The 20245-nt window shown below is 62.2% G+C and carries 16 protein-coding genes; 5 read left to right on the top strand and 11 right to left on the bottom strand.

Annotated elements, in window-relative coordinates:
* The first annotated feature begins 2 nt into the window (after positions 1-2).
* On the top strand, positions 3-767 hold the full coding sequence (locus ACN9MW_RS23240) for a hypothetical protein (protein WP_426163146.1): 765 nt from the start codon (positions 3-5) through the stop codon (positions 765-767).
* Between the two features lie 4 nt (positions 768-771).
* Here ACN9MW_RS23240 and ACN9MW_RS23245 read toward each other — a convergent pair whose 3' ends face one another.
* From ACN9MW_RS23245 to ACN9MW_RS23255, 3 genes are read right to left on the bottom strand one after another with little or no spacing between them, the layout of a single operon-like run.
* A complete protein-coding gene (locus tag ACN9MW_RS23245) occupies positions 772-1815 on the bottom strand; it encodes a DUF2157 domain-containing protein (RefSeq protein WP_426163148.1) in 1044 nt (347 codons plus the stop codon).
* A gap of 15 nt (positions 1816-1830) precedes the next feature.
* Complete coding sequence (locus ACN9MW_RS23250) at positions 1831-3846, bottom strand: ATP-dependent DNA helicase (RefSeq protein ID WP_426163150.1); 2016 nt, start codon at positions 3844-3846, stop codon at positions 1831-1833.
* A 26-nt stretch (positions 3847-3872) separates the two neighbouring features.
* Positions 3873-4073, bottom strand: a complete 201-nt coding sequence (locus ACN9MW_RS23255) for a YdcH family protein (RefSeq protein ID WP_055931517.1) — start codon at positions 4071-4073, stop codon at positions 3873-3875.
* Positions 4074-4208: 135 nt separating this feature from the next.
* Here ACN9MW_RS23255 and ACN9MW_RS23260 point away from each other — a divergent pair, with 135 nt between their 5' ends.
* Positions 4209-5015, top strand: a complete 807-nt coding sequence (locus ACN9MW_RS23260) for a PP2C family protein-serine/threonine phosphatase (protein WP_426163152.1) — start codon at positions 4209-4211, stop codon at positions 5013-5015.
* Here ACN9MW_RS23260 and ACN9MW_RS23265 read toward each other — a convergent pair.
* The 7 genes from ACN9MW_RS23265 to ACN9MW_RS23295 form a co-directional block, all read right to left on the bottom strand.
* On the bottom strand, positions 5012-5713 hold the full coding sequence (locus tag ACN9MW_RS23265) for a hypothetical protein (RefSeq protein ID WP_426163154.1): 702 nt from the start codon (positions 5711-5713) through the stop codon (positions 5012-5014). The two genes, ACN9MW_RS23260 and ACN9MW_RS23265, sit on opposite strands and share 4 nt — an antisense overlap.
* 13 nt (positions 5714-5726) lie before the next feature.
* Entirely contained in the window at positions 5727-6824 is a 1098-nt protein-coding gene (zapE, locus tag ACN9MW_RS23270) for a cell division protein ZapE (protein WP_426163157.1), read from the bottom strand.
* Between the two features lie 101 nt (positions 6825-6925).
* Positions 6926-8359, bottom strand: a complete 1434-nt coding sequence (lpdA, locus tag ACN9MW_RS23275; RefSeq protein ID WP_426163159.1) for a dihydrolipoyl dehydrogenase — start codon at positions 8357-8359, stop codon at positions 6926-6928.
* 13 nt (positions 8360-8372) lie between these two features.
* Positions 8373-8702, bottom strand: a complete 330-nt coding sequence (locus ACN9MW_RS23280; RefSeq protein ID WP_426163161.1) for a PspC domain-containing protein — start codon at positions 8700-8702, stop codon at positions 8373-8375.
* 128 nt (positions 8703-8830) lie between these two features.
* On the bottom strand, positions 8831-10066 hold the full coding sequence (gene odhB / locus ACN9MW_RS23285) for a 2-oxoglutarate dehydrogenase complex dihydrolipoyllysine-residue succinyltransferase (RefSeq protein WP_426163163.1): 1236 nt from the start codon (positions 10064-10066) through the stop codon (positions 8831-8833).
* A 76-nt stretch (positions 10067-10142) separates the two neighbouring features.
* Complete coding sequence (locus ACN9MW_RS23290; RefSeq protein WP_426163165.1) at positions 10143-12998, bottom strand: 2-oxoglutarate dehydrogenase E1 component; 2856 nt, start codon at positions 12996-12998, stop codon at positions 10143-10145.
* Positions 12999-13173: 175 nt separating this feature from the next.
* Positions 13174-14073: a LysR family transcriptional regulator gene (locus ACN9MW_RS23295; RefSeq protein WP_426163167.1), complete on the bottom strand. Its 900-nt coding sequence runs from the start codon at positions 14071-14073 to the stop codon at positions 13174-13176.
* Positions 14074-14173: 100 nt separating this feature from the next.
* Between ACN9MW_RS23295 and ACN9MW_RS23300 the strand changes: the two genes are divergently transcribed.
* From ACN9MW_RS23300 to ACN9MW_RS23310, 3 genes are all read left to right on the top strand, one after another.
* Positions 14174-15022, top strand: coding sequence for an MBL fold metallo-hydrolase (locus tag ACN9MW_RS23300; RefSeq protein WP_426163169.1), 849 nt, complete (start codon positions 14174-14176; stop codon positions 15020-15022).
* Between the two features lie 192 nt (positions 15023-15214).
* Positions 15215-15586, top strand: a complete 372-nt coding sequence (locus ACN9MW_RS23305; protein ID WP_426163171.1) for a BlaI/MecI/CopY family transcriptional regulator — start codon at positions 15215-15217, stop codon at positions 15584-15586.
* 43 nt (positions 15587-15629) lie between these two features.
* On the top strand, positions 15630-16898 hold the full coding sequence (locus tag ACN9MW_RS23310; RefSeq protein WP_426163173.1) for a leucine-rich repeat-containing protein kinase family protein: 1269 nt from the start codon (positions 15630-15632) through the stop codon (positions 16896-16898).
* A 1-nt stretch (position 16899) separates the two neighbouring features.
* Here ACN9MW_RS23310 and ACN9MW_RS23315 read toward each other — a convergent pair whose 3' ends face one another.
* Positions 16900-20241, bottom strand: coding sequence for a S41 family peptidase (locus tag ACN9MW_RS23315; protein ID WP_426163176.1), 3342 nt, complete (start codon positions 20239-20241; stop codon positions 16900-16902).
* Between the last annotated feature and the right edge of the window lie 4 nt (positions 20242-20245).

Raw genomic sequence — 20245 nt, forward strand, 5'->3', positions numbered from 1 at the left:
AAATGAAGATTCGCACGCTGGCCTGGCTGGCCATCGCACTGCACGGCTCCGTGCAGGCAGGCGAAGTACTGCTTGATATTCCCACGCGGCCAGGCGCCACCGTGCGCGTGCTCGAGATGACAGGCGAGCGCACCCCCAGCCATGTGGTGCTTTACCTCGCAGGCGGTTCAGGCCAGCGCGGTTTGCAAGGCGTATGGCCAGGCAGCCTGCCGGCCGATCCGGACACCTTGTTCGGCGCACAGCGCCAGATGGCGGACCAGGTGGGCGCCATGGTGGCGCTGGACACCGCCAGCGATCACGAAGTACTGGATATCGCCAGCCGTCAGGGATCCGCGCACGGCCAGGACGTCGCCGCTGTCGTCGATTTCATGCGCAAGCGCCACCCGCAGGCGCGCCTTGTCCTGATGGGGAGCAGCGACGGCGCCTTTTCCGCCGCCTTTCTTGCCAACCGCTTGCCGGCCGTGGATGCAGTGGTGCTGGTCAATGGCAGCGCCGACGCCTGGGCCGAAGCACCGCACCTGAAGCGCCCCGTGCTCGGCGTACACCACCGGCGCGACGCCTGCCTGCCCTTCCGCGACAGCTATCCGAAGGCGCGCTTCTTCCCGCTGATCGCAGTCGACAGCGAAGCCTTCCCGCAGGTCTTCGCCGGCACACGCCGTGACTGCAGCCGCGAAAGCGCGCACGGTCTGCAAGGCCAGCGCTCGCAAGTCTACCGGGCGATCGGCAACTGGCTGCAGAGCGGCGAGGCGCCGCCGGAACTGCGCTAGCGATTCATGCCGCCCGGCGTTCGACCAGCAGGCGCACAGGGCCGGGCAGCCATTGGCGCAGGCTGGCGCCGATCGCGGCTTCCCGCCGCTGCCAGAACACGCCGGCGGCGATAATGGCGATGCCGATAGCCGTCAGGGCTACCGGGAACAGCAAGCTGTCGCGGAAAACGGTGTACGACAGGTGGCCCAGGTAGCCAGCCAGGCCAAAACCGCCAAACACCGCGAACACGCGGCGCGACAAGGCGGCGCCGATGCCGATCATCAGGACGTTGATCAAGCAGTAGACCAGTTTGCCCAATTCGCTGCCCGAATCCATCGACGACAGGGCGCCCCAGAACGTCAGCACGCCCCAGATGTACAGCCAGAACGCATAGTCCTTGTCGCTGCGGTTGCGCAGGTCGATCCACAGCGCGAGCAGCGTCATGGCAATGCCGAATAGCGCCGAAATCACTTTGCCTTCGTGGGAAAACAGGCTGTAATGGCCAAGCAGCATTTCCGTCACGTCCATGCTCATGTACCACAGGGTCACCGCCAGCGGCATCACGGTGAACGGCATGCGGTAGCGCCACAGCACCACGGCGCCGGCAGCCAGCGTGGCCAGCTCCATGAGAATCCAGCGCCAGTCGATGTAGTAGTGGTAGTTGCGATATGAGCTGCCGGCGCCGCCGTCCGCCCACAGGCCGAGCATATGCTGCAAGCCGTAGACCGCCAGCGGCACCAGCACCACCGCGAAAGCGGCCAACACACCGGCCGGCAGCATGATGCCGCGGGCGCGCAGCCACTCGACCGCTCCCAGTGCGGCGACCATGTAGCAAATCGAAATGAACAGCAGGCCGGTGCCGCCAAACGACTCCCAGCCCAGCGTCATGAACAGCGACATGGCGCCAATGGCGATCAGGCCGCCCAGGTAGTACAGGATGTGCGCCGGCTTGAAGCCGGGCGTATGCTGTTCACGCTCCACCAGGAACTGCCACAACCGCCCTGCCTGGCCTTCGTCCAGCAGGCCCTGGCCTGCTGCTTCGTCCAACATCGCGCGTGTCAGTTTCATGACGTCTCCCTGGGGTTAATGGCCTTTGAAGAATTCGATGACGTCCGCCGCTTCGCGCGTGCGCTTGAAAGGCGGCAGGCTTTGCCAGATGCGGCGGCCATATGGCTTGGAAATCACGCGCGGGTCGCACAGCATCAGCACGCCACGGTCGCCTTCGTCGCGAATCAGGCGGCCGGCGCCCTGCTTCAGGTTGATGATTGCTTCCGGCAGGGTGTGGCCCATGAAGCCGTTCAATCCTTGGCGCTCCATCACTTCGATGCGGGCGGCCAGCACAGGATCGTCCGGCGGCGCGAATGGCAGCTTGTCGATGATCACCAGCGACAGCGCTTCGCCGCGCACGTCCACGCCTTCCCAGAAGCTCTGGGAGCCGATCAGTACGCCGTTGCCGGCCTTGCGGAACTGGTCGAGCAGTTCGGTGCGGCCACGGTCGCCCTGCACGAACAGCGGGAACTTCAGGCCGCGCTTGTCGAATTCGTCGCGCAGGCGGTCGGCGGCGCGCTTGACGGCGCGCAGCGTGGTGCACAGCAGGAAGGTGCGGCCGCCGGCCGCCTCGATCACCGGCAGCGCCGCATCCAGCACGGCGTCGGTATAGCCCATCGAATTCGGGTCCGGCAAGCCTTGAGGCACGTACAGGATGCCCTGCTCCTCGTAGTTGAACGGGCTTGGCCAGTTGCGCGCGACTTCATTCTCCAGGCCCAGTTGCTGGGCGAAGTGGGTGAAGTCGTTTTTCACCGCCAGCGTGGCGGAAGTGAAAATCCAGCTGCGCGGCACGCCTTCGCGCTGGCCGTTGAAGATCGGCGCGATCGACAGCGGCGTTTTATGCAGTTGCAGTGAGCTTTGGAAGGCCTCCACCCAGAACACCGCTTCTTCGCCGGCAGCCACCTTGGCCTTCGGATCGAACTTCCAGGCTTCCAGGCGGGCCGACAGCTCGTTGCCGCGCACGCGGCATTGTTCTATGGTCTCGGCGCGCTCGGCATTCTTTTCCAGCACGGCCACCATGTCGATCAGTTCATCCTTCAGCGTCTGCAGCGCCGGGAAGAAATCGCTGGAGGGGGCGATCTGCGGCAGCGACATGCGCACGATGTCTTGCGAGAAGGTCAGGCGCAGGTCGCGCGCTGCTTTTTCCACCGGCGTGACCACCTTGGCCCACTCGGCGCCGTCGCGCGCATGGGCCAGGCCCTCGGCCAGCACATCGCGGCACAGCTCAAGGATCTGCGAGGTGGATACGCTATCGCCGAAGAACAGCGTGGCAGTATCGGGCAACTGGTGCGCTTCGTCGAAAATCACGGTGTTCGCGGAAGGCAGCAGTTCGGCCACACCGGTATCCTTCAGCGCCACGTCGGCGAAGAACAAGTGGTGGTTGACTACCACCACGTCGGCCTGCTGCGCCTCGCGGCGCGCCTTCATCACGAAGCAGTCCTGGTAGTACTGGCACTCCTGCCCCATGCAATTCTCGCGGGTCGACGTCACCAGGTTCCACACCAGGGCGTTTTCCGGCACGCGCGCCAGTTCGGCCTTGTCGCCGGTGCTGGTCATTTTCAGGAAGCGCGAAATCTCGCGCAGGTAGCCAACGTCCTCGCGCGAAGTCATGCGGCCGTTTTGCAGCGTGCGTTCCAGGTGGTAGTGGCACAGGTAGTTGGAGCGCCCTTTCAGCAGCGCGACCGAGACCGGTGCCTGCAGCGCGGCGCGAATGGTCGGGATATCGCGCAGGAACAACTGGTCCTGCAGGTTCTTGGTACCGGTGGAGACGATGGTCTTGCCGCCCCACAGCAGCGCCGGTACCAGGTAGGCAAAGGTCTTGCCGGTGCCGGTACCGGCTTCGGCGATCAGGGTCTGCTGCTTGGCGATGGCATCGGCGATCGCCTTGGCCATCTCGGTCTGCGATTTGCGTGGACGAAAGCCACCCACCGCCGGGCCGAGGGGGCCGCCGGGTCCAAACAGGCGCTCAATATCGGCGTCGTGCGCCCCCGGAGGAAAAACCGGATCGCTCGGCGCGCCGGAAGCGGCGGTCGGCTGTTGTGTATCAGTCAAGTTATTCGAAGAATGAGTGGCCCTGCTCAGGCCGGTACGTCGGGCACCAATTGCATTTTCAGCAGGGTGATATAGTCTTTCAATTGCAGCTTACGCTTCTTGAGGCGGCGCAACTGAAGTTGATCGTGGTGACCATCCAGGGTCAACATTTCAATGACTGCATCCAGGTCGCGGTGCTCGACGTCGAGCTCAACGATGCGACGCTGGATTTCTTCTTTGTTGATCATAAATGGGAAGTCTGCACGATTTCGATTAACGTTTGCTTACAGTTTCGTAGGGACAACAGGCTATACTTGCAACAAAACTGCATACTGTGCATAGTTTAACTCAGGTAGTCATTGGAAAGAAGCTGTCAAGTCCCTATGAGCACGTACAAGATCGAGGCTGGAACCGCCCAACATATCGGTAGCCGGCCCCTACAAAATGACCGTGTCGCGTTGTTTACAGCGCAGAAAGCACCCGGCTATGTGCTGGCCGTGCTGGCCGATGGCATCAGTGGTGGCGCTACTGGCGCTGAACAGGTGCTGCATACGGCCAAACAATTGTTTGACGATTACCGGGCGTCGGAGACCGTCCACCTGGGGCGTCTGGAGGAATTGCTGCGAGAAATAGCGCACGATGTCCACCAGATCCTCGTCATGGACCCGCGAACGGGCGCCAGCGAGCCCCAATCGAGCATGGTGCTGATGGTGCTGACGCCGGAGCGCCAGGCCGTCTGGGCCGTGGTTGGCGACTCGCGTCTGTATCGTTTTGACAACAAGGAGTGCCTGGCCCGCACCAGCGACGCCGAGTATGTCGCCCACCTGATGGAGAAGGAAAACTTGCCGGAAGAAGCGGCGCGCAAGCATCGCCAGGCCAAGCTGCTCAGCAACGCCCTGGGCAACAAGCATAGGGAACCGTTTGTCACGTTCGGGGTACAGCACGACCTGAAGGCAGGCAACTCATTCCTGCTCTGCTCGGACGGGCTGTGGTCGTATTTTGCGGATGTGGAACTGGCGAGCGCGATCGCCAAGAAGTCGCCGCGCGAAGCGGCGGAACTGCTGATCAACAAGGCCCGCGAACGTGCCCAGGGCAAGGGCGACAACTGCTCGATGGCGATCATCAAGCTGGTGGCCCCGCCAAAGGAAAAGGTCAATTACACGGTGCAGAAGCTGCGTAAAGCTGTTTAAGGCTTTTTCGAGGCTGCAGCCTTGGCTGCGGCCTCGGCTTTTGCTGCTTCGGCCTTCTGCGCTTCCGCAGCACGGCGCTTCTTCTCTTCCTTCTCGGCCATCTTGGCCTTGACTTCCGCCTGCCGCTTCTCCGACTCGGCTTTCTTGCGTTCGAATTGCGCCGCCTTGGCAGCGCGTTTCGGCGCGTCGGCAGCTTCCTGGGCGACGCGGGCCTGTTCGCGGGCATCATGCTCCGCCTGGCGCTGCTGCACCGAGACCGCAGCCGGCTTCGGTGCCGGCTTCGAAGCAGGGTCGACTTTTGGCGGCTTGGGATGGGCGGCGTTGTAGGCCGCTTCCGCGGCATCCTTCTGGGCGCGGTCTTCCAGTTCTCGGTCGCGCGCTTCCACCGCATTACGGCGCTTGAAGTAATTGGCTTCCACTTCCACCGCGCGCAGTTCGGCCAGGCGCAAGCGGCGCTGTTCCTTGGCTTTGTCGATACAGGCATTGACGAAGAACTTGTCGTAGCAAAGCGCTTCGCTGGCGCTGAACTCCGCCTCCACCGCTTCGCGGTCCTTCTTCACTTGCGCCAGGCGCGCGTCAGCCTGCTCGACCGAATGGGTTTCCGGGATGCCAGGAGCACCAGTCGTTGCCGGACGGCCGATGTCCTGCGCCAGCACGGCGCTTGGCAGCATCACGGCCAGCCAGATCCAGTTCTTCAAATTATTCTCCTTGTCAGGACAGCTTTTCGGCAGCGCCGCGCTGTTCCTTTTCCATATATTCGCGCGATTGCATCTCGACGATACGCGACACGGTGCGGTGGAATTCATTGGACAGCACACCGGACGTGTACAGCTCCTCCGGCTCCACTTCGGCCGACATGATCAGCTTGACCTTCTGGTCGTAGAACACGTCGATCAGCCAGGTGAAGCGGCGCGCTTCGGACGATTGCCCGGCCGACATCATCGGAATACCGGACAATATCACGGTATGGAAGCGGCTGGCGATTTCCAGATAGTCATTCTGCGAGCGCGGGCCGCCGCACAGCGTGGCGAAATCGAACCAGATGATGGTGCCGGCGCGGCGCAAGGCTTTCAGCTCACGGCCTTCCACATGGATGCGAGGGTCTTCGTCGGAAGTTTCGGCCACGCGCGCGAAGGCTTCGCGCAACTGGTGGTCGGTATTGGCGTTGAGCGGCGTGTAGTAGGCATCCACCTGCTCCAGCGCCCGCCCGCGGTAGTCGACGCCCGCATCCACGTTCAGCACGTCCATCTTTTCCTTCAGCAGGGCGATGGTGGGCAGGATGCGGTCGCGGTGCAGGCCGTCGGGATACAGGGTGGACGGCTCGTAGTTCGAGGTCATGATGAAGGACACGCCGTTGTCGTACAACGCCTTCATCAGGTTATACAGGATCATGGCATCCGCCACGTCCGATACGTGGAATTCATCGAAGCAGATCAGGCGGTATTTTTTCGCGATCCGTTTTGCCACTTCGTCCAGCGGGTCTTCCACGCCGCGCAGTTCGTCCAGTTGCATGTGAACGTCGCGCATGAATTCGTGGAAGTGCAGGCGCGTCTTGCGCACCAGCGGGATCACCGAATAGAACGAATCCATCAGGAAGGACTTGCCGCGCCCTACCCCGCCCCACATGTACACGCCGCGCGGAGGCGTCGGCCGGTTGATCAGGCGTTTGAAGGAATTCGAGCGCTGGGCCTTGTAGGCGACCCATTCGTCGTAGCACTGCTGCAGGCGGTCGACGGCGCGCTGCTGGGCGGCGTCGGCTTTGAAGTCGCGCTGCGTGAGCGCGTGCTGGTAAAACTCTTGGACGTTCATTTTCTTAAACCGGTAGACCGGTGTCTGACCCACAGGGTCAGACACCTGCAGGCCTGGTGTCTGACCCTGCGGGTCAGACACCGCTTTGCCGGTTTTCCGGTTTAGAAGTTCAGCGTACGCTTATCAACAGCCAGCGCCGCTTCCTTGGTCGCTTCGGACAGCGATGGGTGTGCGTGGCAGATGCGCGCGATGTCTTCGGCCGAAGCCTTGAACTCCATCGCCACCACGGCTTCGGAGATCAGCTCGGAAGCCATTGGACCCACGATGTGCACGCCCAGGATCTCGTCGGTGGTTGCATCGGCCAGGAACTTCACCATGCCGTTGGTATCGCCCAGCGCGCGTGCGCGGCCGTTAGCCAGGAACGGGAAGGTGCCGGCCTTGTATGCCACGCCTTCGGCCTTCAGCTGCTGCTCGGTCTTGCCCACGGAAGCGATTTCCGGATGGGTGTAGATGACGGATGGCAGGGTGTTGAAGTTGGTGTGACCATGCTGGCCGGCGATGCGCTCAGCCACGGCAACCGCTTCTTCTTCCGCCTTGTGCGCCAGCATCGGGCCGCGCACCACGTCGCCGATCGCCCATACGTTCGGCAGGTTGGTCTTGCAATCTTCGTCCACGGTGATCATGCCGCGCTCGTCGACAGCCAGGCCCACTTTGTCGGCGCCCAGGCCGATGGTGTTGGCGGTACGGCCGATCGACACGATCAGCTTGTCGAAGGTCGCCTTCTGCGCTTCGCCCTTGGCGTCGGTGTATTCAACGGTGACGTTGTTCTTGCCGGCTTCGACCTTGGTGATCTTGCAGGACAGGTTGATCGACAGGCCCTGCTTGGTCAGCAGCTTCTGTGCTTCCTTGGCGATCTGCTCGTCGACTGCGCCCAGGAAGGTCGGCAGGCCTTCCAGCACGGTCACTTCCGAACCCAGGCGGCGCCACACGGAGCCCAGTTCCAGGCCGATCACGCCGGCACCGATCACGCCCAGCTTGGCCGGCACGGTTTCGATGTTCAGGGCGCCGGTGTTCGACAGGATCAGTTTCTCGTCGAATGGTGCGCCTGGCAGTGCACGCGGGTTGGAGCCGGTAGCAACGATGATCTGCTTGCCGGTGATGGTTTCGGTGGTAGGACCGGAGATGGCGATCGGGTAGCCTTCGGCACCAGCGGCGCCGGCGAATGCGCCGCGGCCGTGGAAGAAGGTCACCTTGTTCTTCTTGAACAGGAACAGGATGCCGTCGTTGTTTTGCTTGACCACGGTGTTCTTGCGCTTCAGCATCTGGGCCACGTCGAAGGACAGGCCTTCCACATTGATGCCGTGCTCTTTGAAGCCGTGCGATGCGTGTTCGAAGTGCTCGGACGATTGCAGCAGCGCTTTGGATGGAATGCAGCCTACGTTGGTGCAGGTGCCGCCTGGGGCTGGCTTGCCGGCGTCGTTGCTCCACTCGTCGATACAGGCTACGGAGAAGCCCAGCTGCGCTGCGCGGATGGCCGCGATGTAACCGCCAGGACCGGCGCCGATAACTACTACGTCAAATTGTTTGTTGCTCATGTCTTTTCCCAAATCATTGGTCGTCCGTGGGGACGAAAATCCACATAAGGATGTAAATCAGCCCGCCGAAGCCGAGGCATGTTGCGACCAGGACGAAGATCAGGCGCCAGATCCAGGACTCGATGCCGGATTGTTTGGCGATGCCGCCGCACACGCCGCCTAGCCAGCGGTCGGTGGTGGAGCGGCGCAGCTTGCCCACTTCGGTGGCGAAATCGCCGCCGGGCTGCTGGCTGGTACCGCCGCTTTGCAGCAGCTTTTCCTTGGCACGGGCGAATTCTTCATCGCTCAGGGCACCGGCCTGGTGCAGTTCGTGCAGGCGCTTCAGTTCTTCGGAGACGCTCATGTGACTCCCTTCGTGTTTTCTAAACCGGTGTCAGACCCGCAGGGTCAGACACCAGCCGGTAACAGTCGCTGACTTGCAGTGAGGGACGGGGGCTGGACCTAGGGCCAGTCCCCGCCGCTTTACCGGTTTTACAGGTCCAGCAGCAGGCGCGCAGGATCTTCCAGCGCTTCCTTCATTGCCACCAGGCCCAGGACAGCTTCGCGGCCGTCGATGATACGGTGGTCGTAGGACATCGCCAGGTAGTTCATCGGGCGAATCACGATCTGGCCGTCAACGACAACAGCGCGGTCCTTGGTGGCGTGCACGCCCAGGATTGCGGATTGTGGCGGGTTGATGATCGGGGTCGACAGCATGGAGCCGAAGGTACCGCCGTTCGAGATGGAGAAGGTGCCGCCGGTCAGGTCTTCCAGGGTCAGCTTGCCTTCCTTGGCTTTCGCGCCGAACTCGCCGATCTTTTTCTCGATCTCGGCGATGCTCATCTGGTCTGCGTTGCGCAGGATAGGCACCACCAGGCCGCGCGGGGAACCCACGGCGATACCGATGTCGAAGTAGCCGTGGTAGACGATGTCGTTGCCGTCAACCGAAGCGTTCAGGATCGGGTACTTCTTCAGTGCGTGCACAGCGGCCTTCACGAAGAAGGACATGAAGCCCAGCTTCACGCCGTGTTCTTTCTCGAACTTGTCCTTGTACTTGTTGCGCAGGTCCATGACCGGCTTCATGTCCACTTCATTGAAGGTGGTCAGGATCGCGTTGGTGGACTGGGACTCAACCAGGCGCTCGGCGATACGTGCACGCAGGCGGCTCATTGGCACGCGCTCTTCCGGACGGTCGCCCAGGTTGGCAACGGCTGGAGCAGCAACCTTCTGCAGTTGCGCTTTAGGAGCGGCTGGCGCCAGCGGTGCTGGAGCGGCTGGCTTCGGTGCAGCGGCAGCGGCCAGGGCGTCGCCCTTGGTCACGCGGCCGTCCTTGCCGGAACCGGCAACGTCGGAAGCGGCGATGCCGGCTTCGGAAAGGATCTTGGCAGCGGCTGGCATGGCAACGCCGGACTTGTCGGCGGCAGCGGCAGCGGCTGGGGCGGCAGGAGCGGCGGCGGCAGGAGCCGATGGGGTCGCGCCGGCAGAGGCTTCGGTATCGATGATGGCGATCACTTCGCCGGCAACCACGGTGGCGCCGTCGGCCTTGATCACTTGCACAACCACGCCTGCGGCTGGTGCTGGCAGTTCCAGGACAACCTTGTCGGTCTCGATGTCGATCATGTTTTCGTCGCGGGCCACTGCCTCGCCGACTTTCTTGTGCCAGGACAGCAGGGTCGCTTCAGCGACGGATTCCGACAGTTGAGGAACTTTGACTTCGATTTGTGCCATTTGTTTTTTACTCCGAATTTTGTGTGTTTTTCGCGCCGCCCGCTTGACGCGGGCGGCTCACCCGCTAATGCGTGAATTACTTGGTCAGGATGAAGCCCTTCAGCTTCGAGAACGCGGTTTCCAGCAGGTCTTTCTGCTGCGCGTAGTGCTTGTCGTAGTAACCCACGGCAGGCGAAGCGGAAGCAGGACGGCCGGCGTATGCCAGCTTCTGGCCCGATTCCATGGCCTCGAAGATGTTGTGCTGGATCTGGAACCAAGGACCCTGGTTCTGCGGCTCGTCCTGCGCCCACACCACTTCGGTCAGGTTCGGGAACTTCTTCAGTTCAGCAGCGAATGCCTTGTGCGGGAATGGGTACAGCTGCTCGATACGCACGATGGCGGTATCGGTCACGCCGCGGGTCTTGCGGGTGTTCACGATGTCGTAATACACCTTGCCGGAGCAGGCGATCACGCGCTTGACCTTCTTGGCGTCGATGGACTCGTCCACTTCGCCGATCACGGTCTGGAACGCGCCCTTGGCCAGTTGCTCCAGCGGGGAACCTGCATCCTTGTTACGCAGCAGCGACTTAGGAGTCAGGATCACCAGCGGCTTGCGGAACTGGCGCACCATCTGGCGGCGCAGCACGTGGAAGATCTGCGATGCGGTGGTCGGCTGCACAACTTGCATATTGTTGTCAGCGCACAGCTGCAGGAAACGCTCTGGGCGGCACGACGAGTGTTCTGGGCCCTGGCCTTCGTAGCCGTGCGGCAGCATCATGACCAGGCCGGAAGCGCGGCCCCACTTCACTTCGCCGGAGCTGATGAACTGGTCGATCACAACCTGGGCACCGTTGACGAAGTCACCGAACTGGGCTTCCCAGATGGTCAGGGTGTTAGGCTCGGCGGTCGAGTAGCCGTATTCGAAGCCCAGCACTGCCTCTTCGGACAGCACGGAGTCGATCACGGTGAACGGTGCCTGGCCTTCTGCGATGTTCTGCAGCGGAATGTAGGTACCGGCATCCCAACGCTCGCGGTTCTGGTCGTGCAGCACGGCGTGACGGTGGGTGAAGGTGCCGCGGCCGGCGTCCTGGCCGGTCAGGCGCACTGCGTAGCCGGAGGAAACCAGGGACGCGAAGGCCAGGTGTTCGCCCATGCCCCAGTCCAGGTTCATCTCGCCCTTGCCCATGGCAGCGCGGTCAGCCAGCACTTTCTCGACCAGCGAGTGCACCTTGAACGATTCAGGCACGGTGGTGATGGCGGTCGCCAGGCGCTTCAGCTCAGTCATCGGCACGGCGGTATCGGCCGCGTCGGTCCACTTGCGGTTCAGGAACGGCAGCCAGTCAACGGCGTACTTGTTCTTGAAGTTGGAGATCACCGGATCGATGGTGTGCTTGCCCTGGTCCATCGCAGCGCGGTAAGCGGCCACCATGGCGTCGCCGCCGTCGGCCGGGATCACGCCCTGGGTAATCAGCTTGTCCGCGTACAGCTTGCGGGTGCCTGGGTGCTTGGCGATCTTCTTGTACATCAGCGGCTGGGTCAGCGCCGGGGTATCCTGCTCGTTATGGCCCAGTTTGCGGTAGCAAATGATGTCGACAACGATGTCTTTCTTGAACTGCAGGCGGTAGTCCAGGGCGATCTGGGAAGCAAGTACCACGGCTTCAGGATCGTCGGCATTCACGTGCAGCACAGGCGCTTCGATCATCTTCACGACGTCGGAGCAGTAGATGGTGGAACGTGCATCGCGCGGATCGGAAGTGGTGAAGCCGATCTGGTTGTTGATCACGATGTGCACGGTGCCGCCGGTGCCGTAGCCGCGGGTCTGCGCCAGGTTCAGGGTTTCCATCACAACGCCCTGGCCGGCGAATGCCGCGTCGCCGTGCACCAGGATCGGCAGCACCTGCGCGCCGTGCGCGTCGCCGCGGCGGTCCATGCGGGCCTTCACGGAACCTTCAACCACCGGGTTGACGATTTCCAGGTGGGAAGGGTTAAACGCCAGCGACAGGTGCACAGGGCCGCCTGCGGTGGAGATGTCGGACGAGAAGCCCTGGTGGTATTTCACGTCGCCGGCTGGCAGGTCGTCGGCGTGCTTGCCTTCGAATTCTTCGAACAGGTCCTTAGGCGCCTTGCCCAGGGTGTTCACCAGCACGTTCAGGCGGCCGCGGTGGGCCATGCCGATCACGATTTCCTGCACGCCTTTTTCGCCGGCGCGCTGGATGATTTCATCGATCGAAGCGATGAAGGTCTCGCCGCCTTCCAGCGAGAAACGCTTCTGGCCGACGTACTTGGTGTGGAGGTAGCGCTCCAGGCCTTCAGCGGCGGTCAGGCGCTCCAGGATGTGCTTTTTCTTTTCGGCGGTGAAGTTCGGGGTCGAACGGATCGACTCCAGGCGCTCCTGCAGCCAGCGCTTTTCGGCCGGGTCGGAGATGTACATGTATTCCGCGCCGACGGAGCGGGTGTAGGTGTCCTTCAGCAGGTTGGTCAGGTCGCGCAGGGTCGCGGTCTCTGGGCCGAAGTAGGTGTTGCTGATGTTGAAGACGGTGTCCTGGTCGGCATCGGTGAAACCGTAGAACGATGGCTCCAGTTCAGGGATGCTCGGACGTTCCTGGCGCTGCAGCGGGTCCAGGTTTGCCCAGCGAGAGCCCAGGTAGCGGTAGGCTGCGATCAGCTGGGTGGCGGCCACGCGCTTGCGGCCCATTTCGGCGTCGGACGAAGCGACGATGGTGCGGATCGGACCTGCTTTCGCGCGTTCGGCGAAGGAGGCGATGACGGACGAGTGAACGACGTCTGGCTTGGCGCTGCCGTCGACTGCCGGCACGTTCTGCATGGCGTCGAAGTACTGGCGCCAGTTGTCTGGCACGGAGCCAGGATTTTCGAGGTACGCCTCGTACAGTTCTTCTACGTACGGCGCGTTCCCACCAAACAGGTAGGAATTGGACGTCTGTTGTTGCATCATTTCTTTGCTCACCTTTCTTCGCGCTTCGCGAGGAATTAGCGGGTTGTTCAAACCTTCCGCGACACGGCCTGACCGGTTAGCGGATTGCACATCAAGTTGTGGGGGAAGGGCTCTGTTGTTTCCAGATTTTCCAAAAACGGTCGCCTAGCATAGCACTGTCATTGAACTGAAACAACTAAAACTCCGATCCGTGCCGGGCGAACCAGTCGGCCAGGTAGTCCAGCAAGGCCCGCAGCGCAGGCGGCATGTGCTGGCGCGATGTGTAAATGGCATGTATTCCCAGCGCCTGCGGTTGCCAATCCGGCAAGACCTCCACCAGCCGGCCCGCCGCCACTTCCGGCATGACCACAAAGCGCGGCTGCATGGCGATGCCGGCACCCTGCCCGGCCGCCGCCAGCAGCGCCATCGATTCGTTCGACGACAGGTTGCCGCCGACCGGCACCTCCACCACTGCCGCGCCGGCGCCGGCCAGGGTCCACACGCTCTTGCCAAAGTAGCTATAGGCCAGGCAGTTATGCCGCGCCAGGTCCTGCGGGTCGGCGGGCGTGCCACGCTCCGCCAGGTAGGCCGGCGCCGCAGCCAGCATCGAACGGCATTCACCAAGCTTGCGCGCGATCTGGTTCGGCTCCAGCGCATTGGTGATCCGGATGGCAAGGTCGATGCGCTGCTCGACCAGGTTGACGGCACGGTTATCGACCTGCAGGTCCACAGTCACCTGAGGGTAGCGGCGCAGGAAGCCCGCCAGCGCATCGGCCAGCGCCGTCTGCGCCAGGAACTGCGCGCAGGCCACGCGCAGCAAGCCGCGCGGCGCGCCAGCTCCGGCATCGCCCGCAGCCGGAATCGCCCCGGCCAGCGCCAGCAATTCGCGGCAACGCGCCAGCGTCACCTCCCCCGCCGCAGTCAGCCCCAGGCGGCGCGTAGTCCGGTGCAGCAGGCGTGCCCCCGCCCACTCCTCCATTTCCGCCAGGTAGCGCGTCACCATGGCGCGCGACATATCCAGTGCTTCAGCCGCAGCGGCCAGGCTGCCGCGTTCGGCAATGGTGACAAAGACGTTGGCAGAGGCAATACGGTCCATATGAGCGATTTAAGCAATAAACAGTTTCAATATAACCTATTTTTCGAACATCTCCAGCGTCCTACACTGGCGTCATCTACTCACCGAAAGGAATTCAGACATGATCAAGCACACCCTCGCCGCAGCCGCCCTCGCAGCAAGCACCGCCGGCGCCATTGCTGCCCCGCTGACACTGGAAGTCTTCAATCCCGGCGAAGCCGCCATCTTCCCGGTTGCCTCCGTGCTGGTGAAAGGCGAAAAAGACGCCGTGCTGGTCGACGCCCAGTTCTCGCGCGCCGAGGCCGAAAAGCTCGCCGCCCAGATCAAGGCCAGCGGCAAGCGCCTGACGACTATTTATGTGAGCCACGGCGACCCGGACTTCTACTTCGGCCTGGACGTACTGAAAGCAGCCTTCCCGACAGCCCGCATCGTGGCACGCGGCACCACCATCGCTGCCATGGAAAAGAAAGGGCAAGCCAAAGTGGCCTACTGGGGCCCGATCCTCGGCGCCAACGCCCCAAGTGGCGTAGTGATGCCGGAACTGCTGCAAGGCGATATCGAGCTCGAAGGCAAGAAGCTGGAAATCAAAGGCCAGGGCGACCGTAGCTATGTGTGGATTCCATCGATCAAAGCCGTGGTCGGCGGCGTGGTGCTGTTCAAAGGCCTGCACGTCTGGGTTGCCGACACCCAGACACCCGAATCGCGCGCCCAATGGCTGTCGGTACTCGACGACATGGCCAAGCTGAAGCCGGTCACTGTGGTGCCCGGCCACTTCGCCCCCGGCGCCGCCCTCACCCCGGACGCCATCAGCTACACCGCCGACTACCTGGGCCGCTTCGAAGCCGCCACCCCGGCCGCCGCAGACAGCGCAGCCCTGATCGCAGCAATGAAGTCCGCCTACCCGCAAGCCGGCCTCGAAAGCGCCCTGCAACTGAGCGCCAAAGTCGCCAAAGGCGAGATGAAGTGGTAGTACAGCCCAGCCCGTGTCACACCTTGGGGTCACACCCGAAGTGTGACACGGGCTCGACTGCGCGACGCTTGAGCCCGTGTCACGTTTGGGGTGTGACCCCAAGGTGTGACACGAGGCCAGCAGTTTGCGGGTGTAGACTTTTCTGTCTAGATCATTTATTCTAGATCCATCAACGCTCTTCCTGGATCTATCATGGCCTTGCCGAAACCTACTCCTAGCGAACTGGAAATGCTGCGCCTTTTGTTTGCACTAGGTCCGGCGACCGCGCGGCAAGTGCATGAGGCGGCCATGCAGACGCGGCCAGATATGCAGTACGCGACCGTGCTTCGCCTGCTGCAAGTGATGCACACCAAGGGTTTGCTGAACCGCGACGAAAGCCAGCGCGCCCATATCTATTCGCCTGTAGAGCAGCAAGACTCGATCCAGACTTCCTTGCTGAAGGACTTGATCCACAAGGCTTTCGCCGGTTCCGGCAAGGCCCTGGTGATGGCGGCCCTGCGCGGCGGCCACGTCTCGCCCAAGGAGCGCGCCGAGATCCAGAAAATGCTGGACGAGGAAAGCTAGCCGCAAGCTATACTGCGCCCGCCAAAACTCTTCATGTAAATCGATGCAAACGCTTCAACAACTGCGCTCCGGCGAGCTGGCCGGCGCAGTGCGGCTGCAGTTGCACTGCGGCCTGACTGAATTCCCACGCGAGATCTTCGGCCTGGCCGACACGCTGGAGATCCTGGACCTTACCGGCAACGCCCTGTCCTCCCTGCCGGACGATCTTCCACGCCTGCATCGCCTGCGCATCATCTTCTGTTCCGAAAACCAGTTCACGGAACTGCCGCCAGTGCTGGGCCGCTGCGCTTCGCTGACCATGATCGGTTTCAAGGCGAACCGCATTGCGAGCGTGCCCGCTGCCGCCCTGCCCGCCCGGCTGCGCTGGCTGATCCTGACCGACAACTGCATCGAACAGCTTCCTGCCGAACTTGGCCGCTGCACCGACATGCAAAAGCTGATGTTATCGGGGAACCGCTTGCGCGCATTGCCTCCGGCGCTGGCAAATTGCAGCAAGTTGGAACTGCTGCGCATTTCGGCCAACCGTCTTCCGCAACTGCCAGCCTGGCTGACCTCGATGCCGCGGCTTGCCTGGCTGGCTTTCGCCGGCAACCCTTTCAGCGAGGCGCCATTGCCGCCTGCGGCCAGCATTTCCTGGAACGCGCTGCAAATCCAGGACAAGCTGGGCGAAGGCGCGTCCGGCGTGATCCACCAGGCCACGCTCGATGGCAAGCAGGTGGCGGTCAAAGTGTACAAAGGGGCCATGACCAGCGATGGCTTGCCAACGCAGGAAATGGCCGCCTGCATTGGCGCCGGCACGCACCCCAACCTGATCCCCGTACTCGGCACGATCCCCGATCATCCCTCACAGCTGCCCGCCCTGGTCATGCCCCTGGTCGACCCCGGCTTGCGCAACCTGGCCGGCCCGCCAAGCTTTGCAAGCTGCACCCGGGACGTTTATGCCGAGGGCCAGTTTTTCAGCACAGAAGCCCTGCTGGGCATCGCACGCGGCATTGCCTCTGCCGCCGCGCACCTGCATGCGCGGGGCATCATGCATGGCGACCTTTATGCGCACAATGTACTGAACTGCGGCAAAGGGAATGCAGTGCTGGGCGATTTCGGCGGGGCCTCGCGCTTCGAACCAGGCACCGCGCTCGCATCTGCGCTGGAGCGCCTGGAAGTGCGGGCCTTCGGCTATCTGCTGGAAGAACTGCTCGAGCGCTGCGAAGAAGAACTGCCTCACGTGCGGTCACTGGCAATTGATTGCCTGCGCCCGGCACCTGGAACCCGCCCTGCATTTGCCGAAGCGGTGGCAAGGCTGGCTGCAGCTTGAGCTAGCGGCTCTTGTCCGGATAGGCCGGACGCGCCGGTCGGCTTGGCGGCGACTTCGCCAGTTCGGCCTTGATCACCTCAATCGCCTTCTCCAGCTGCGGGTCGCGGCCCGCAATCACATCCGCCGGATTCTGGTCTACTTCAATATCCGGCGGCACGCCCTCGTTCTCGACACCCCAACCACCTTCGCGGGTCCAGAAAGCCAGGTTCGGCGCCGTGATCGTGCCGCCATCCAGCAGCACCGGGAAACCAAGAATGCCAACCAGGCCGCCCCAGGTCCGCTTGCCAATCAGCGGACCAAGCTTATTCTTGCGGAACATCCACGGCAGCAAGTCGCCGCCCGAGCCTGCGGTTTCATCGATCAGCATCGCCCGCGGCCCCTGGATCGAGGCGGAAGGCGTCTTCATATCCGCGCCATATCGCATGGCCCACCAGGCGATCTCCTGCTTTTGCAGCAGCTCGATATAGTAGTCGGCCAGGCTGCCGCCGCCATTGAAGCGTTCATCGATGATGATCGCGTCCTTGTAGGCTTGCGGGTAGAAATAGCGCTTGAAATAGGTATGCCCCAGCCCCGCTGTATTCGGCACGTAGACATAGGCGACGCGCCCGCCGGTTGCAGCGTCGACTTTGCGGATATTCCCTTCCACCCAGTCGCGGTTGCGCAGCGCATCTTCGCTCGCCACCGGCACCACCGTGATATGGCGCGCGCCCTTGCCATCCGCGTTCGGCCCGACCGTGATTTCAATCGAGCGGTTGGCGGTATTTTCGAACGCGCTGTACAGGTTGGTCGGCGGCGTCAGCGAACGTCCGTCGACGGCCAGCAGGTATTCGCCCGCTTTCACATTCAGCCCTGGTTCGGTCAATGGCGCACGCAGCGTCGGGTTCCAGTTCAGGCCGCCGTAGATTTTCTTGAAGCGATAGTGGCCGTTGGCGACCTCATAATCGGCGCCCAGCAAGCCGCCCGGCACCGGCTTGACATCGATGAAGTTGTCACCACCACCACCGCGATGGTGGCCAACCGCCAGCTCGCTGCACAGCCACTGGATCACGCGATTCAGGTCACTGCGCGTAGCGACGTCGGGCAGGAACTGGGCATATTTATCGCGCATCGCTTTCCAGTTCACGCCATGCATGTGCGGGTCGTAGAAATAGTCGCGATTGATGCGCCAGACTTCGTCGTAGATCTGCTTCCACTCCACGCGCGGATCGGCCCTGGTTTCGATGGCTTCCACACGCAGCTTGCCTTCCGAGGGCGACAGCAGCTTGCCGGTGGCGGAGCCGGTATTCCACTGCTCCTTCAGGCGCCAGGCGATCTTCTTGCCGTCAGCGCTGATTTCAAAGTCATCCGCGTCGGCGACGATGGTTTCGGTCTTGCGGTCTTTCAGGTCGAAGCGCTGGACCTGGCGTTTGCCGTCCACCTCGCGCAGGAAGAAGATCTGGCCTTCCGCACCTGCCTCCAGGTCGAAGTATGGCGAAACCGGCGGCGGCATGTCGATCACGCGGGTCGATATGCCATCCCAGTCGATGCGCATCGGCACAGGCGGCTTGGCCGTGGCAGCGGCGGCTTTCGCTTTGGCGTCCGCACCGCGGCTGGTCGAGGTATCGGCCACTACGCGTTCCTCGCTCTTGTCGCCGGCGGCGCCTTCCTTGGGCGGCTCCTTTGGCGCAGGGGGTGCAGTTGGCGCCCCTTTCTCCTCATCGCTTTCGCGCACCAGTGGCGACGGGACATCATTACGCAGCACCATCAGCCAGAGCGAGCGAGTTGGGCGGTTGTCCTGGTTCTGCAGCGAGAACCAGTTGTTGCTCGGTCCCGCGTCGGTGGATGCGAAGAAGTAAAGGTATTTGCCGTTGCGATCAAAGACCGGATTGGCGACGTCGGACAGGCCATCTGTCACCGCATGCGATTTATCCTCGTCCAGGGCGTAGATATACGCCGTGCGCGTATAGCTCAGCGAATTGAGCGTATAAGCGATAAAGCGCGAGTCCGGCGACCAGACGCCACGCAGCGACTTGTCGATACCGTACATTGGCTCGGTGGCCACTTTCTTTTGCACACCAGTCGCCAGGTCGATGTAGTACAGCGTCCAGGAGTTGTCGATGAAAGCGATTTTCTTGCTGTCCGGCGACCACGCTGCACGTTCAAAGAATCCGGAACCGTTCAGCTTGAACTTGCGCAATTCGCCCTTGCCGTCCTGTTGCCTGACATGCAAGGCGTATTCACCGCTTTCATCGGAGAAGTAGGCGACTTGCCGGCCGTCCGGCGACCAGGCTGGGCCGCGTTCATGGGCGCCAGGCGTTTGCGTCAGGTGACGAATATCCCCCTTCTCTGCCGGGAGTGTAACGATATCGCCGCGGAACTCGAACGCCACGCGCGCCCCCGATGGCGATAGTGACGAATTGCGAATATATTTTGCCCCGCGCACCCAGCGCTCACGCGACAGTCCCAGGTCGGCACTGACGCCAATCGCCAGCCTCCTGCCAACAGTCGCGCCGGTATCAAGGTTGAGCATATGAAGGTAACCGGCTTGTTCGTACAGAATCTGTCCGCCGGATAAAGCCGCATTCAGCACAGGAAAATCCGAATGACGGGTCAACTGCTTAATGGCCTTGCTGCGGGTGTCGTACACATACAGATTAAACTCGCCATCGCGATCAGAGCGGAAATAAACCTGATCGCCAACCCACATTGGATCGACATCATTCACCCGGCTTGGCGGTTGTGGAATACGTTCGACAGCTTGCGTGTCGCGATTGAACAGCCAGATAATCGAATTCAAACCGCCGCGATAACGCTTCCATTGCAGGAAAGCCGGCGAAGTCGGGTTATAGGCGATTTTCCGGCCATCCGGCGAGAAAGTCGCACGCGCGGCATTCGGGATTTCCAGCCGGGTTTCAACACCACCACCCACCGGCACCGTGAACAGGTTGCGATAGCGGTTATTCGACGCCACGCGTGGAGAGGTGAATAAAACCTGCGCGCCGTCGGGCGTAAAGCCTTGCACGAGATCCTGGCCCGGATGCCAGGTCAGGCGGCGCGGAATGCCGCCTGAAATCGGCAGGATAAATACATCGATATTGCCATCGATATTCGCGCTGTAGGCAATCGACTTGCCATCGGGCGAAAAGAACGGATTCGATTTCTCTCCCAAATCCGAAGTCAAGCGCCGGGCATCCCGGCCATCCTGGCCGGCCAGCCAAACATCGCCGGCATAAATAAACGCAATGTGGTCTTTGGAAATTGCCGGCTCGCTGAGCAGGCGGGTGTCGGCAGTATTTGGTATGGCATGTGCTGCAATGGGGAACAGCAATGCAGTGGCGAGAATAAGGTTAGGGCTGGTGAACAAGCAG

This window comes from Pseudoduganella sp. R-34, assembly GCF_049904655.1.
GTDB lineage: Bacteria > Pseudomonadota > Gammaproteobacteria > Burkholderiales > Burkholderiaceae_D > Rugamonas.

Excerpts from the sequence above, each read along its gene's own strand:
- ACN9MW_RS23290 (WP_426163165.1), bottom strand. The coding sequence starts at position 12,998 with ATGATGCAACAACAGACGTCCAATTCCTACCTGTTTGGTGGGAACGCG.
- ACN9MW_RS23305 (WP_426163171.1), top strand. The coding sequence starts at position 15,215 with ATGGCCTTGCCGAAACCTACTCCTAGCGAACTGGAAATGCTGCGCCTT.
- ACN9MW_RS23280 (WP_426163161.1), bottom strand. The coding sequence starts at position 8,702 with ATGAGCGTCTCCGAAGAACTGAAGCGCCTGCACGAACTGCACCAGGCC.
- ACN9MW_RS23300 (WP_426163169.1), top strand. The coding sequence starts at position 14,174 with ATGATCAAGCACACCCTCGCCGCAGCCGCCCTCGCAGCAAGCACCGCC.
- ACN9MW_RS23255 (WP_055931517.1), bottom strand. The coding sequence starts at position 4,073 with ATGATCAACAAAGAAGAAATCCAGCGTCGCATCGTTGAGCTCGACGTC.
- ACN9MW_RS23245 (WP_426163148.1), bottom strand. The coding sequence starts at position 1,815 with ATGAAACTGACACGCGCGATGTTGGACGAAGCAGCAGGCCAGGGCCTG.
- ACN9MW_RS23310 (WP_426163173.1), top strand. The coding sequence starts at position 15,630 with ATGCAAACGCTTCAACAACTGCGCTCCGGCGAGCTGGCCGGCGCAGTG.
- ACN9MW_RS23240 (WP_426163146.1), top strand. The coding sequence starts at position 3 with ATGAAGATTCGCACGCTGGCCTGGCTGGCCATCGCACTGCACGGCTCC.
- zapE (WP_426163157.1), bottom strand. The coding sequence starts at position 6,824 with ATGAACGTCCAAGAGTTTTACCAGCACGCGCTCACGCAGCGCGACTTC.
- lpdA (WP_426163159.1), bottom strand. The coding sequence starts at position 8,359 with ATGAGCAACAAACAATTTGACGTAGTAGTTATCGGCGCCGGTCCTGGC.
- ACN9MW_RS23260 (WP_426163152.1), top strand. The coding sequence starts at position 4,209 with ATGAGCACGTACAAGATCGAGGCTGGAACCGCCCAACATATCGGTAGC.
- ACN9MW_RS23295 (WP_426163167.1), bottom strand. The coding sequence starts at position 14,073 with ATGGACCGTATTGCCTCTGCCAACGTCTTTGTCACCATTGCCGAACGC.
- odhB (WP_426163163.1), bottom strand. The coding sequence starts at position 10,066 with ATGGCACAAATCGAAGTCAAAGTTCCTCAACTGTCGGAATCCGTCGCT.